General features: G+C 71.3%; 13 protein-coding genes and 1 pseudogene. 12 read left to right on the top strand and 2 right to left on the bottom strand.

Features of this window, described 5'->3' with window-relative positions:
• Positions 1 to 295 (top strand): annotated as a pseudogene (locus SACPADRAFT_RS32425) (hypothetical protein); the annotation flags it as partial.
• A 19-nt stretch (positions 296 to 314) separates the two neighbouring features.
• Positions 315 to 1,136 carry a tRNA (adenine-N1)-methyltransferase gene (locus SACPADRAFT_RS0207955; RefSeq protein ID WP_007024713.1) on the top strand — a complete coding sequence of 274 codons (822 nt, stop codon included), beginning with the start codon at positions 315 to 317 and terminating at the stop codon, positions 1,134 to 1,136.
• 30 nt (positions 1,137 to 1,166) lie between these two features.
• Here the strand turns inward: SACPADRAFT_RS0207955 and SACPADRAFT_RS0207950 are convergent, their stop codons facing one another.
• Positions 1,167 to 2,021 (bottom strand): hypothetical protein, encoded by an 855-nt coding sequence (locus tag SACPADRAFT_RS0207950; RefSeq protein ID WP_007024712.1) that lies wholly within the window; start codon positions 2,019 to 2,021, stop codon positions 1,167 to 1,169.
• Between the two features lie 112 nt (positions 2,022 to 2,133).
• Positions 2,134 to 2,865 carry an Rv0361 family membrane protein gene (locus SACPADRAFT_RS30410; RefSeq protein WP_007024711.1) on the bottom strand — a complete coding sequence of 244 codons (732 nt, stop codon included), beginning with the start codon at positions 2,863 to 2,865 and terminating at the stop codon, positions 2,134 to 2,136.
• Positions 2,866 to 3,124: 259 nt separating this feature from the next.
• On the opposite strand from SACPADRAFT_RS30410, the gene arc reads away from it, so the two are divergent.
• The 10 genes from arc to SACPADRAFT_RS26260 form a co-directional block, all read left to right on the top strand.
• Positions 3,125 to 4,942, top strand: coding sequence for a proteasome ATPase (gene arc, locus SACPADRAFT_RS0207935; RefSeq protein ID WP_007024710.1), 1,818 nt, complete (start codon positions 3,125 to 3,127; stop codon positions 4,940 to 4,942).
• Positions 4,943 to 5,107: 165 nt separating this feature from the next.
• On the top strand, positions 5,108 to 5,482 hold the full coding sequence (locus tag SACPADRAFT_RS0207930; RefSeq protein ID WP_007024709.1) for a hypothetical protein: 375 nt from the start codon (positions 5,108 to 5,110) through the stop codon (positions 5,480 to 5,482).
• A gap of 69 nt (positions 5,483 to 5,551) precedes the next feature.
• A complete protein-coding gene (locus SACPADRAFT_RS0207925) occupies positions 5,552 to 6,499 on the top strand; it encodes an aldo/keto reductase (protein ID WP_007024708.1) in 948 nt (315 codons plus the stop codon).
• A 144-nt stretch (positions 6,500 to 6,643) separates the two neighbouring features.
• On the top strand, positions 6,644 to 8,146 hold the full coding sequence (gene dop / locus SACPADRAFT_RS0207920; RefSeq protein WP_007024707.1) for a depupylase/deamidase Dop: 1,503 nt from the start codon (positions 6,644 to 6,646) through the stop codon (positions 8,144 to 8,146).
• A gap of 94 nt (positions 8,147 to 8,240) precedes the next feature.
• Positions 8,241 to 8,435 (top strand): ubiquitin-like protein Pup, encoded by a 195-nt coding sequence (locus SACPADRAFT_RS0207915; protein ID WP_007024706.1) that lies wholly within the window; start codon positions 8,241 to 8,243, stop codon positions 8,433 to 8,435.
• Between the two features lie 93 nt (positions 8,436 to 8,528).
• Positions 8,529 to 9,404, top strand: a complete 876-nt coding sequence (gene prcB, locus SACPADRAFT_RS0207910) for a proteasome subunit beta (RefSeq protein WP_007024705.1) — start codon at positions 8,529 to 8,531, stop codon at positions 9,402 to 9,404.
• A gap of 98 nt (positions 9,405 to 9,502) precedes the next feature.
• Positions 9,503 to 10,321, top strand: coding sequence for a proteasome subunit alpha (gene prcA, locus SACPADRAFT_RS0207905; RefSeq protein WP_007024704.1), 819 nt, complete (start codon positions 9,503 to 9,505; stop codon positions 10,319 to 10,321).
• A 13-nt stretch (positions 10,322 to 10,334) separates the two neighbouring features.
• Entirely contained in the window at positions 10,335 to 11,165 is an 831-nt protein-coding gene (locus tag SACPADRAFT_RS0207900) for an MOSC domain-containing protein (RefSeq protein ID WP_007024703.1), read from the top strand.
• Positions 11,166 to 11,257: 92 nt separating this feature from the next.
• The gene (gene pafA, locus SACPADRAFT_RS0207895) at positions 11,258 to 12,616 is read left to right on the top strand and encodes a Pup--protein ligase (RefSeq protein WP_007024702.1); all 1,359 of its coding nucleotides are present in this window, start codon (positions 11,258 to 11,260) and stop codon (positions 12,614 to 12,616) included.
• A gap of 83 nt (positions 12,617 to 12,699) precedes the next feature.
• Positions 12,700 to 13,408, top strand: a 709-nt coding sequence (locus SACPADRAFT_RS26260; protein ID WP_007024701.1) for a helix-turn-helix transcriptional regulator, incomplete at its 3' end; no start/stop codon positions are given.

Genomic DNA, 13,408 nt, shown 5'->3' with positions numbered 1-13,408 from the left:
TTCGGCCGAGCGTCTGGCGGCCACCGCCCCGGGCTCACCCGCCGAGCGGGCGGCCGAGCCGATCCGCCCGGAGACGGTACTGGCCGACGGCGACAGCGCCGAGGACCTCGCCCACCAGCTCGCCGCAGCGGGAACGGGCCAGTTCCTGGTCCTCGACCCGTCCGGGCGGCCCACCGGTGTCCTGCGCCGCGACGATCTCGCGCGGGCGTCCTCCGCGCGGGGCGGCACCGGGTGCGAACCACACCCGCCGGTCTGGGACGATCGGATCCCCGATCCGTCCGTTCCCCGCCCGTGAGGGCATTCCTGGAGGTGTGGTGTCCGCAGGTCCGTTCCGTGTCGGCGACCGGGTGCAGTTGACCGATCCCAAGGGGCGGCACTACACCGTCGTCCTGTCCGAGGGTGGGCAGTACCACACCCACCAGGGCGCGATCGCCCACGACGACCTCATCGGCCTGGACGAGGGGTCGGTGGTCACCTCCGTGGGTGGCACCGCGTACCTGGCGCTGCGCCCGCTGCTGGCCGACTACGTACTGTCGATGCCGCGCGGGGCCCAGGTCATCTACCCGAAGGACGCGGCGCAGATCCTGATGTGGGGGGACGTCTTCCCCGGCGCCCGCGTGCTGGAGGCGGGCGCCGGGTCCGGTGCGCTCACCTGCTCGCTGCTGCGCGCCGTGGGGCCGGAGGGCCGGGTCACCTCGTACGAGGTGCGTGCGGACCACGCCGAGCACGCGGTGCGCAACGTGGAACGGTTCTTCGGGGAGTCCCCGGCGAACTGGGACCTCACCGTCGGTGACGTCACCGGGTTCACCGGGGAGGCCGACCGCGTGATCCTGGACATGCTCTCCCCGTGGGAGGTGCTGCCGTCGGTGGCGTCGGCGTTGGTGCCGGGCGGCGTGCTGGTCGGGTACGTGGCGACGGTGACGCAGCTGTCCCGGCTCACCGAGGCGCTGCGCGAGCAGCAGTGCTGGACCGAGCCGCAGTCGTGGGAGACGATGGTGCGCCCCTGGCACGTGGTCGGGCTGGCGGTGCGCCCGGAGCAGCGGATGGTGGGACACACGGCGTTCCTGCTCACCACCCGCCGACTCGCCGAGGGGGTCACCCCGCCCCGGCCGCGCCGCCGGCCCAGCCGGGGCTGACGGCGCGGCCGGCGCACGCGGGTGCCGGGATCATCCGATCTCGCTGATGCACCATTCGCCGTTCCGGAAGCTCGCCGTGAGCTCACCCTGCTCCGGCGACTGGCCGTCGCTTTCGCCCCTGATGGGGACGGTCGCCGTGCTCGCGTCACCGGAGGGTGGCCCGGTGCGGACGAGTCGGGCACTGTCCGGCACCTCGTCCATGTTGACCTGGCCTCCGCAGATCAGCTGACCGACCGTGGCTCCGTCGCGGTTGTTGAAGGCCTCGATGAACCGATCCGCGAGCGCCTGCACGGCCGCCGCGTCCACCGATCCGGCTCCCGGTCGGTCCGCGTCGCCGCCGGGGCCGGGCATCGAGGAGGACGAGCTACCGGGCAGGCCCGGCTGGTCACCGGGGAGCGGCCCCTGGCCCTCGCCCGGGGCCGGGAGTTGTTGCTGGGTGCTCGGTGCGGTGTTCTCCCGCTGTGCCTGCTGTTCGGATTCCTCGTCGTCCCCGCCGGTGAGCACGAGGACGAGGGTGACCACGCCGCCGACGAGGGCGAGACCGGCGAGGGACAGGCCGACGATCAGGCCGGTCTTGCTCTTCGGCGGCGGCCCGTCAATGCCCGGGGGGCCGAATCCGTGTTGGCCGTATCCCGGTTGGCCGAATCCGGGTTGCGCGCCGGGATAGCCCTGCGGGTACCCGGCCTGATACGGGTCCGGTTGTCCCCACTGGCCCGGCTGGCCGGGTTGGGGCTGGCCCTGCTGTCCCCACTGGCCCTGCTGTCCCCACTGGTCGGGTTGGCCCCATCCTCCCTGCTGGGGTTGGCCGGGCTGGCCCCAGTGGCCGGGTTGCGGGCCCTGGTTCCCGTAGGGGTCGGGTGGGCCCTGCGGTGGCGGTTGTGTCACGACTCGCTCCTGTTCCGGTCGCCTGTAATGATCGCCCGGAGGCGGGACAGCGGCCCCGGCCGCGCCGGCATGCGCGAACCGCGGTGCGCGCGCCGGGCGGCCGGGTGCGGAGTCAGAGTCTCGAGCCCTTCAGGCACCAGTCGCCGTCCTCTTTGGCGGCTTGCATCGTCATCGTGGTGGACTGCGGTCCGCCGGCGTTGTTCGGCAACGAGCTGCTCATGTCGATGGTGAGCTCGATGTCGAACTCGGCGGTGTCGCCGTCGATGGTGACCTGACCGACCGATTCGGCGGAGAAGGAGAAGTCGCCGGGCATCTCGTCGGGCGCGGCCTCGATCTCGTCGGCGTTGCTCGGGCAGGCGATTTCCCTGGCCGCGTCGGTGTCCTGGTCCTCGATCGCCCTGGCCGTACGGTCGGCGAGATCTTCGACCTCGGCCCGGTCGTTCCCGCCGCCGGTGAGCACCAGGATCAGCGTCACAGCGCCACCGATGACGGCGACCCCGGCGAGGGACAGGCCGACGATCAGGCCGGTCTTGCTCTTCGGGGGTTGTCCGCCGGGGCCCTGCGGGCCGTATCCCGGTTGGCCGAATCCGGGTTGCGCGCCGGGATAGCCCTGCGGGTACCCGGCCTGATACGGGTCCGGTTGTCCCCACTGGCCCGGCTGGCCGGGTTGGGGCTGGCCCTGCTGTCCCCACTGGCCCTGCTGTCCCCACTGGCCCTGCTGCCCCCACTGGTCGGGTTGGCCCCATCCTCCCTGCTGGGGTTGGCCGGGCTGGCCCCAGTGGCCGGGTTGCGGGCCCTGGTTCCCGTAGGGGTCGGGTGGGCCCTGCGGTGGCGGTTGTGTCACGACTGCTCCTGTTTCCTCGGTTACCTGTGGTGATCGCCCGGAGGCGGACCAATCGTAGAAGAGGATCATTCCGGCGGTGGGCGGGATCGTGCGTTCGGCGTGACCGGCTGTGCCCGTGCGGGTACCGGAGTCCCGTGCGGGTCCGGCGGGTACACGGTCGGGAGCCGGACGACGCGCCGATCCTGTAACGCGGATAGGGCTTTTCATGTCGGTGATCGCCGGTACCGTGGGAAGAAATGCATTCCGAGGAGGTGCCGAAATGCCACACGACCTTCCCGGAGGTCGGCACGAGGAGGCCGACCCTTCACAGACGAGCGGAGCCGGAGCCACGGAGACCCCATCGAGCGAGCAGGCACGGCAGATCCGTTTCCTCGAGGAGGAGGTGGCCCTGCTCCGTCGGAAGCTCACCGACTCGCCCCGGCAGAACCGCGTGCTGGAGCAACGGCTCACGGAGGCCAACGAGCGGGTGAGCCAGCTCACCGAGCGCAACACCAAGCTGACCGAGACTCTGCGTGAGGCGCGGAGTCAGTTGTTGGCGCTGCGGGAGGAGGTCGACCGGCTCGCGCAGCCTCCGAGCGGGTACGGCGTGTTCGTCACCGCCTACGAGGACGGCACCGTGGACGTGTTCACGTCCGGGCGCAAGATGCGGGTGGCCGTCTCGCCCGCGGTCGAGGTGTCCGAGCTGCGCCGGGGGCAGAGTGTCCGGCTCAACGAGGCACTGACCGTGGTCGAGGCCGGTGAGTTCGAGAACACGGGCGAGGTCTGCACGCTGCGGGAGACGTTGCTGCCGGAGAACGGCAGCGGCAGCGCCCGTGCGCTCGTGGTGGGCCACGCCGACGAGGAACGGGTGGTGTGGCTGGCCGACCCGTTGGCCGAGCAGAACCTGCGCTCGGGCGACTCGGTGCTGGTGGACTCCAAGGCAGGCTACGCCTACGAGCGGGTGCCGAAGGCCGAGGTCGAGGATCTGACCCTGGAGGAGGTGCCGGACGTCCGTTACGAGGACATCGGTGGCCTGTTCCGGCAGATCGAGCAGATCCGGGACGCGGTGGAGCTGCCGTTCCTGCACGCGGACCTGTACCGCAGGTACCAGCTCGCCCCGCCGAAGGGGGTCCTGCTCTACGGGCCGCCGGGGTGCGGGAAGACGCTGATCGCGAAGGCGGTGGCGAACTCGCTGGCCAAGCAGGTGGCCGAGGCCAGGGGAGACGGGCGCGCGGCCGACGCGAAGTCGTTCTTCCTCAACATCAAGGGCCCCGAGCTGCTGAACAAGTTCGTCGGGGAGACCGAGCGGCACATCCGCATGATCTTCCAGAAGGCCCGGGAGAAGGCTTCCGACGGCACCCCGGTGATCGTGTTCTTCGACGAGATGGAGTCCATTTTCCGCACCCGCGGCAGCGGTGTGTCGTCGGACGTGGAGACGACGATCGTGCCGCAGCTGCTGTCGGAGATCGACGGTGTCGAGGGGTTGGAGAACGTCATCGTCATCGGCGCCTCGAACCGGGAGGACATGATCGACCCGGCGATCCTGCGCCCCGGCAGGCTCGACGTGAAGATCAAGATCGAGCGTCCGGACGCCGAGGGCGCGAAGGACATCTTCTCCAAGTACCTGACCGCGGACCTGCCGATCCACGCCGACGACCTGCGGGAGTTCGCCGGTGACTCGGAGGCCACGCTGGACGCGATGATCCAGCACACGGTCGAACGGATGTACGAGGAGACCGACGAGAACCGGTTCCTGGAGGTGACCTACGCCAACGGGGACAAGGAGGTGCTGTACTTCCGGGACTTCAACTCCGGCGCGATGATCCAGAACATCGTCGACCGGGCGAAGAAGTCGGCGATCAAGTCGGTGCTGGAGACCGAGCAGCCGGGGCTGCGGGTGCAGCACCTGCTGGACGCCATCGTGGACGAGTTCGCGGAGAACGAGGACCTGCCGAACACCACGAACCCGGACGACTGGGCCCGCATCTCCGGCAAGAAGGGGGAGCGGATCGTCTACATCCGCACCCTGGTCACCGGGAAGAACCAGGACTCCGGCCGGGTGATCGACACCGCGACCAACACCGGCCAGTACCTCTGAGCCGGCCGGTGTCGGGCCGGTACGGACACGACCACGGCAACACCTCCGAGGAACAGTGGGGCCGCCCGCGCGCACCGCGCGGGCGGCCCCACTGTCGGGTGGGGCGGGTTCTCCCCGGGACGCGCCGGCTGGTCAGAGACGTATAACGTCCTATACCGTCCGGGTATGGATGTGGACGACACGCAGCCGGCCGGCCCGGACGCGGACTCGCCGGTGAGCGGCACCGCGCCACCCGTGACGGCGGCGGACATGCTGGCCTGGCTGGAGGAGACCGCGCGGGCGGTACGGGCGGGGGAACTGGCCGCGGAGGAGCTGGTCGCGCTGCTGGGGCAGTTGCGGCAGGCGGCGACGGCGTGTGCGAACGCCTCGGACTGGACGCTGCTCGCCGCCCGGGAGGAGGGGGCGAGTCTGCGTCAGCTCGCGCCGGTCTTCGGCAAGGGGTATGTCCGGGCGCCGGCGGCGCGGCTGGAGAAGCTGCACCGCGAGGTGCTCTCCTCCGAGCAGTTCCTCGAACTCCTCCGACAGCGTTCAGGTGTATAACGACCTATACCACCCCGCTCGGGACGGACACACCTTCGCCGTCCCGATCCACCCCGTACCGTCGGTCCGATGAACAACCTCGCACGGACGGCGATCGGACTGGCTGCGGTGGGCAGGCCCGCGTACCTGAATCTGGGCCGGGCGGAGGTACTGCCGGACGAACGGTCCGTGCGCGGGATGCGGCGGGTCACCCACGCGGTGCTCGACCGGGCCTACGCGCGCGGGGTGCGGCGGGTGGATGTGGCCGCCTCCTACGGGCGGGCCGAGGAGTTCCTCGCGGACTGGCTCGCCGACCGCGGGCACCCGGACGTGGTCGTGTCCAGCAAGTGGGGATACGCCTATGTCGGCGGTTGGCGGGTGGACGCCGAGGTGCACGAGTCCAAGGAGCACTCCCGGACCCGGTTCCGGACACAGTGGGACCGGACCCGGGAGCTGCTGGGCGGGGCGGTGTCGCTGTACCAGGTGCACTCGTTGACTCCGGACAGTCCGTTGTTCGACGACCGGGCGCTGCTGTCGGACCTGGCGGAGCTGCCCGACCGGGGTGTGCGGGTGGGGTTCTCCACGTCCGGGCCGCGCCAGGCGGAGACGATTCGCCGGGCGCTGGCGATCGAGGTGGACGGTCGCGCGGTGTTCACGGCCGTGCAGTCGACGTGGAATCCGCTGGAGCCCTCCGCCGGTCCGGCACTGGCCGAGGCGCACGCGCGGGGCGCGCTGGTGCAGCTGAAGGAGACCCTGGCCAACGGACGTCTGGTCCTCGACCCGCCCGGCCCGTTGGCGGCCGAGGCCGCCCGGCTCGGGACGGGCCCGGACGCGGTGGCGCTGGCGGCGGCGTACTCCCGGCCGTGGGCCGACGTGGTGCTGCTCGGCGCCGCGAGCCCGGACCAGCTCGAATCGAACCTCGCGGGCGCCGCACTGCCCGGGCCCGCCGACGGCCGGGGCCCGGAAGCGGACCCGTGGGGGGTGGCCGAGGATCCCGTGGACTACTGGCAGCGACGGTCGGCGCTCGCCTGGCGGTGACCCTGACCCGACCTCGCCCGGCCGGGTGAGGACCCGCGGGTGGTGTGGCGGGTGAGTGGCCTTCGGTGACGTCCGATCGGGGTTTTTCACCCACGACCGCACCGGCGCCGGGGTTTTCCCGCCCGACACCCGTAGGCTTGTGGCATGCGGCGGATCATGGGAACCGAGGTGGAATACGGGATCGCGGTGCCGGGCGACGCGACCGCGAACCCAGTGCTGACCTCCACCCAGGTGGTGCTGGCCTACGCGGCGGCGGCGGACATCCCGCGTGCCCGGCGGGCCCGGTGGGACTATGAGGTGGAGTCACCCCTGCGGGACGCGCGGGGCTTCGACCTGGCCGGGCCGAACCAGCACGGACACGACTCGGACGTCGAGGACCTCGGCGCGGCGAACGTGATCCTCACCAACGGTGCGCGCCTCTACGTCGACCACGCCCACCCGGAGTACTCGGCACCCGAGGTGACCAACCCGCGGGACGCGGTGATCTGGGACAAGGCCGGCGAGCGCGTCATGGAGGAGGCGGCGCTGCGCGCCGCGACCGTGCCGGGCCAGGCGCCGCTGCAGCTGTACAAGAACAACGTGGACGGCAAGGGCGCCAGCTACGGCACGCACGAGAACTACCTGATGGACCGCACGACGCCGTTCACCTCGGTGATCGGCGGACTCACGCCGTTCTTCGTGTCCCGGCAGGTGTTCACCGGCTCCGGCCGGGTGGGGCTGGGCGCCCAGGGGGAGGAGCCCGGGTTCCAGCTCTCCCAGCGCGCCGACTACATCGAGGTGGAGGTCGGCCTGGAGACCACCCTCAAACGGGGCATCATCAACACCCGCGACGAGCCGCACGCCGACGCCGACCGCTACCGCCGGTTGCACGTCATCATCGGGGACGCGAACCTCGCCGAGTACGCCACCTACCTCAAGCTGGGCACCACCGCCCTGGTCATCGACATGATCGAGCACGGGGTGCGGTTCGACGACCTCCGGCTGGAGGACCCGGTGAAGGCGGTGCACCAGATCAGCCACGATCCCACGTTGAAGACCACGGTGGATCTGGCCAACGGCCGCAAGTACACCGCGCTCGACCTGCAGTACGCCTACCACGAACTGGTGTCGCAGCACCTGGAGCGGGTGGGTGCCGACGAGCAGGACAAGGAGGTGCTGCGGGTCTGGGGCGAGATCCTCGACGCCCTCTCACGCGACCCGGAGGAGTGCGCCGACCGGCTCGACTGGCCCGCGAAACTGCGGCTGCTGGAGGGGTACCGCTCGCGGGACGCGCTCGGCTGGGCCGCGCCCCGGCTGCACCTGATCGACCTGCAGTACTCGGACGTGCGGCTGGACAAGGGCCTGTACAACCGGCTGGTCACCCGGGGGTCGATGAAACGCCTCGTCAGCGAGGACGAGGTGCGCGAGGCGGTGACGACGCCCCCGTCGGACACCCGCGCCTACTTCCGGGGCCGGACACTGGAGAAGTACGCGAACTCCATCGCGGCGGCCTCCTGGGATTCGGTGATCTTCGACGTGGGTAAGGAGTCACTGGTGCGGATCCCGACCCTGGAGCCCCTGCGGGGGACCCGGGCCCACGTCGGGGAACTGCTGGACTCCGCCGCCACGGCCGAGGAACTCGTGGAGGCATTGACCACGTCGGGATAAACTGGACCCCGAAGATCAACGAGGTGGTCACGGAGGTCCCGGAAGCCGACGACCGAGCGTAGGCTGGAACCCACCGGCCACACGGGAGGCGATGATGGCTCAGGAACGGATCGAGAAGCACGGCGGCGGCGACTCCGACGAGGAAACCGAATCCGGCGCCGGAGCAGGCCAGGAACGTCGCGAGCAGATGGGCGAGGACGTCGACACGATCCTCGACGAGATCGACGACGTGCTGGAGGAGAACGCGGAGGACTTCGTCCGTGCCTACGTGCAGAAGGGCGGCCAGTAGCCGCGCGTGACGACCTCGTAGGCTTGCCCGGCAGGGCACCCCCCCACGTATCCCCGGCCCGTTCACCTTCGTCGATGGGAACAACGAGCACGCATGGAACACACTCCGCGTAACTCGGGCTTCGTGTTGCCCGCCGCCTATCTGTCGTCGGCGACGTCGTCGTTCACGGACTTCCTGAAGGCCCAGGCCCCCGAGCTGCTGCCCGGGAACCGCGCCGACGGAACGCCCGCCGCGCCCCCGGTGCCCCAGGCCGGGGGCGCGGAACCGCCGCACGGGACCACGATCGTCGCGTCGACGTTCAACGGTGGCGTGCTGCTGGCCGGTGACCGCCGGGCCACCACCGGCAACACCATCGCCAGCCGGGACATGGACAAGGTCCACGTCACCGACGCCTACTCGGCGGTGGGCATCGCGGGCACCGCCGGCCTCGCGCTCGAACTGGTGCGGCTGTACACGGTCGAGCTCGCGCACTACGAGAAGATCGAGGGCGTGTCGCTGTCGCTGGACGGCAAGACCAACAAGCTCGCCAACATGGTCAAGGCCAACCTGGAGGTGGCGTTGGCGGGACTGGCCGTGCTGCCGCTGTTCGTGGGCTACGACGTCGACGCCACCGACCCGAAACGGGCGGGGCGGATCGTGTCGTTCGACGTCACCGGCGGCCGGTACGAGGAGAACGCCGGATATCACGCGATCGGGTCGGGCTCGGCGTACGCGAAGTCGTCGTTGAAGAAGCTGTACGACCCGGAGGCCGACGCCGAGGCCGCGACCAGGGCGGCGATCGAGGCGCTGTACGACGCGGCCGACGACGACACCGCCACCGGGGGTCCCGACCTGGTGCGCAACATCCACCCGACGGTGGTCACGGTCACCGCCGAGCACGGGACGGTGCGCACCCCGGAGGAGGAGACCTCGGAGATCGCGCGGGCCGTGGTCCGCGACCGGACCGAACGCCCCGGCCTGCTGGGCTGACCGCCCGCCCGGGCCGGTACCGACCCGACCAGATCCGATCCGACCAGTTCCGATTCGACGAGTAGAGCGATCCGACGAGCAGAGCGGAGCGAACGCCAGTGACGATGCCGCTGTACACCTCCCCCGAACAGCTGATGCGCGAGCGGTCCGAGCTCGCGCGGAAGGGGATCGCGCGGGGCCGGAGCGTCGTCGTGCTCAAGTACCGGGGCGGAGTGCTGTTCGTGGCGGAGAACCCGTCGCCGACACTGCACAAGGTCTCCGAGATCTACGACCGGATCGGGTTCGCCGCGGTGGGCCGCTACAGCGAGTTCGAGAGCCTGCGCCGCGGCGGCATCCGGCACGTGGACCTGCAGGGCTATCAGTACGACCGGCGCGACGTGAACGCCCGCGCGCTGGCCAACGTATATGCGCAGACGTTGTCGACGATCTTCACCGAACAGTTGAAACCGTTCGAGGTGGAGATCTGCGTGGCGCAGGTCGGTGCGGACTCCGACGAGGACGAGCTGTACCGGCTGACCTACGACGGGTCCATCGTGATGGACCAGCCGAAGTACGTGGTCATGGGCGGGCAGACGGACGCGATCAACAGCAAGCTCACCGACAGCTTCACCGACGGGATGGATCTGGGCGCGGCGCTGTCGGTGGCCGTGGGGGCGCTGCGCGCCCCGTCGTCCGGCTCGTCGGGTCCCGGTGGCGGGTCCGGCTCGTCGGGCTCGTCCGCGGACGGGGACACGGAACCGGGCAAGCTGGAGGTCGCGGTGCTGGACCGGGAGCGTCCGGGCCGCAAGTTCCGCCGGATCACCGGCACGGCGCTGGAGGCGCTGATGCCGGCCTCCCCGGGCGGCGCGGCGGACTCCGCGCCGGAGGGCGGCGCCACGGACGGGAACGGGTCGACGTCGTCGGGCGGGTCCGAGTAGGGCCGGTTCCGCCATGGTCAGGGTCACCGGCCTGTACAGCTATCCGGTCAAGGGGTGCGCGGGGGTTCCGCTCGACGCGGGGGTGCTGTCCCCGGCCGGGCTGGAGCACGACCGCACGTTCATGGTTGTCGACCCCGGGGGCGAGTTCCGCAGCCAACGCGCGGACCCACGGTTGGCGGTGGTGCGGGCCGGTGTCGAGGCCGACGAGTCCGGCGTGGCGGGAACGCTGACCCTGTCGTGTGCGGGGGTGGAGACCCTGCCGGTGACGGTGGACACCGACGGGCCCCGCCACCCGGTGCGGATGCACACCAGGTCGTTCCACGGTGTCGACCAGGGCGACACCGCCGCCGAGTGGGTGTCGACGGTGCTGGGACGGCGGAGCAGGCTGGTGCGGGTGCCGCCGGAGCACCACCGGGAGACCACCGGCCTCACCCCGGGCACCGCGGCCTACGCCGACAGCAGCGCGGTGCTGCTGATGACGCGGCGCAGCCTGGACGAACTGACCGCCCGGCTGCGCGCCCGCGGCGCCGACCCGGTGCCGATGGACCGGTTCCGGCCCAACGTGGTCCTCGACGGCTGGGAGACGCCGCACGCCGAGGACGAGGTGCGCCGCGTCGCGGTGGGGGAGGCGGAGCTCGGTTTCACCAAGGTCGCCGTGCGGTGTGCGGTGACGACGGTGGACCAGGAGCGCGGTGTGCGGGCCGGGCCGGAGCCGTTGCGCACGCTGGCGGAGTACCGGCGCACCCCGGACGGGGTCGCCCTGGGGACCCGGTTCGCGGTCACCCGCCCCGGCAAGGTGTCGGTCGGCGACGACGTGCGGGTCTCCGCGTGGGCGGGGCCGTGACCGGCGCCGGGAGCGTGCCCGGCGCGGCGCGGGTTACGGATTCGGTGGATTTCGTTCACCGTACTGCGGCCGATAGCGCCTACCCTTGAGGGATGCAGCGTCGGATCTTTGGGATCGAGACCGAGTTCGGGGTCACCTGCACCTTCCACGGGCAGCGCAGGTTGTCGCCCGACGAAGTGGCGCGCTACCTGTTCCGGCGGGTGGTGTCGTGGGGCCGGTCGTCGAACGTGTTCCTGTCGAACGGCTCCCGGCTGTACCTGGACGTGGGGTCCCACCCGGAGTACGCGACCGCCGAGTGTGACGACATCACGCAGCTGGTGACGCACGACAAGGCGGGGGAGCGGATCCTGGAGGATCTGCTCGTCGATGCGGAGCGGCGGCTGGCCGACGAGGGCATCGGCGGGGACATCTTCCTGTTCAAGAACAACACCGACTCGGCGGGCAACTCGTACGGGTGTCACGAGAACTATCTGGTGACGCGGGCGGGGGAGTTCTCCCGGGTGGCGGACGTGTTGCTGCCGTTCCTGGTGACCCGGCAGTTGGTCGCCGGGGCGGGCAAGGTGCTGCAGACGCCGCGGGGGGCGGTGTACTGCCTGTCGCAGCGCGCCGAACACATCTGGGAGGGGGTGTCCAGCGCGACGACCCGGTCCCGGCCGATCATCAACACCCGCGACGAGCCGCACGCCGACGCCGAGCGGTACCGCAGGCTGCACGTCATCGTCGGGGACTCGAACATGGCCGAGCCGACGACGCTGCTGAAGGTCGGTGCGGTGCACCTGGTGCTGGAGATGGTGGAGCAGGGGGTGCAGTTCCGTGACTTCACGCTGGACAACCCGATCCGCGCGATCCGGGAGGTGTCGCACGACCTGACGGGCCGGCGGCCGGTGCGGCTGGCGGGGGGCCGGGAGGCGTCGCCGTTGGAGATCCAGCGGGAGTATCACGCGCGGGCGGTGCAGCACGTGGAGGCCAACGACTCGGGGCCGACGGCGCGGCAGGTGGTGGACCTGTGGGGCCGGGCGTTGGACGCGGTGGAACGGCAGGACTTCTCCGGCATCGACACCGAGATCGACTGGGCGATCAAGCACCGCCTGGTGGAGCGGTACCGGGCCAAGCACGACCTGGACCTGTCCGACCCGAAGGTGGCGCAGCTGGATCTGGCCTACCACGACATCCGCCGCGGGCGGGGGATCTTCGACCTGCTGCAGCGCAAGGGCATGGTGCGGCGGGTGACCGACGACGGGGAGATCGAGGCGGCCAAGGACACCCCGCCGCAGACGACGCGGGCGAAGCTGCGGGGGGATTTCATCGCGGCGGCGCAGCAGGTGGGCCGGGACTTCACGGTGGACTGGGTGCATCTCAAGCTCAATGACCAGGCCCAGCGCACCGTGCTGTGCAAGGACCCGTTCCGCGCGGTGGACGAGCGGGTGGAACGGCTGATCGCCTCGTTGTGAGGCCGCCGCCGGGGTCGCGGCGGGCGGAGTGCGTCGGTGTGGGCCGCGCGCGGGCGGGCCGGTGGGGTGGCTAGGGTGGGTCCGTGTCCACCGCCCGTGCTGAACGCCTGGTCAACCTGGTGCTGGCGCTGCTGTCGACGCGGCAGTATCTGACCGCCGACCGGGTGCGGCAGATCGTGCCCGGCTACGCGGACGTGGCGGGGGACGAGGCGTTCTCCCGCATGTTCGAGCGGGACAAGGCGGAGCTGCGCGAGTTGGGGATCCCGGTGGAGACCGGGCGGAACTCGGTGTTCGACGGGGTGGAGGGCTACCGGATCGCGCGCCGGGACTACGAGCTGGGGGAGATCGACCTGGCCCCGGACGAGGCGGCGGCGGTGGCGCTGGCGGTGCGGCTGTGGGATTCGCCGGAGCTGACCGGGCAGGCGCACGGGGCCCTGGTGAAGCTGCGGGCGGCCGGGGTGGAGGTCGACGACCAGTCGGCGACGCTGGTGGAGCCGCGGGTGCACACGGACCCGGCGTTCGCGCCGCTGCTGTCGGCGGTGCGGCGTGGCTGTGTGGTGCGGTTCGACTATCGGCGTGGCGGGTCGCCGGAGCGGCGTGCGCGCACGGTGGAGCCCTGGGGTGTGGTGTCGTGGCGGGCCCGCTGGTACCTGGTGGGGCACGACCGGGACCGTGCGGCGCCGCGGTGTTTCCGCCTGTCCCGGGTCCTGGGCCCGGTGCGCACGGTGGGTGCGGCGGGGGCCGTGCGCCGGCCGGAGGACGTGAATCTGCTGGAGTTCGTGGCGGGCCCGG

Source organism: Saccharomonospora iraqiensis subsp. paurometabolica YIM 90007, assembly GCF_000231035.2.
GTDB lineage: Bacteria > Actinomycetota > Actinomycetes > Mycobacteriales > Pseudonocardiaceae > Saccharomonospora > Saccharomonospora paurometabolica.
Note: the sequence above shows the minus strand (reverse complement) of the source record. Positions and strands in the feature narration are given on the sequence as shown.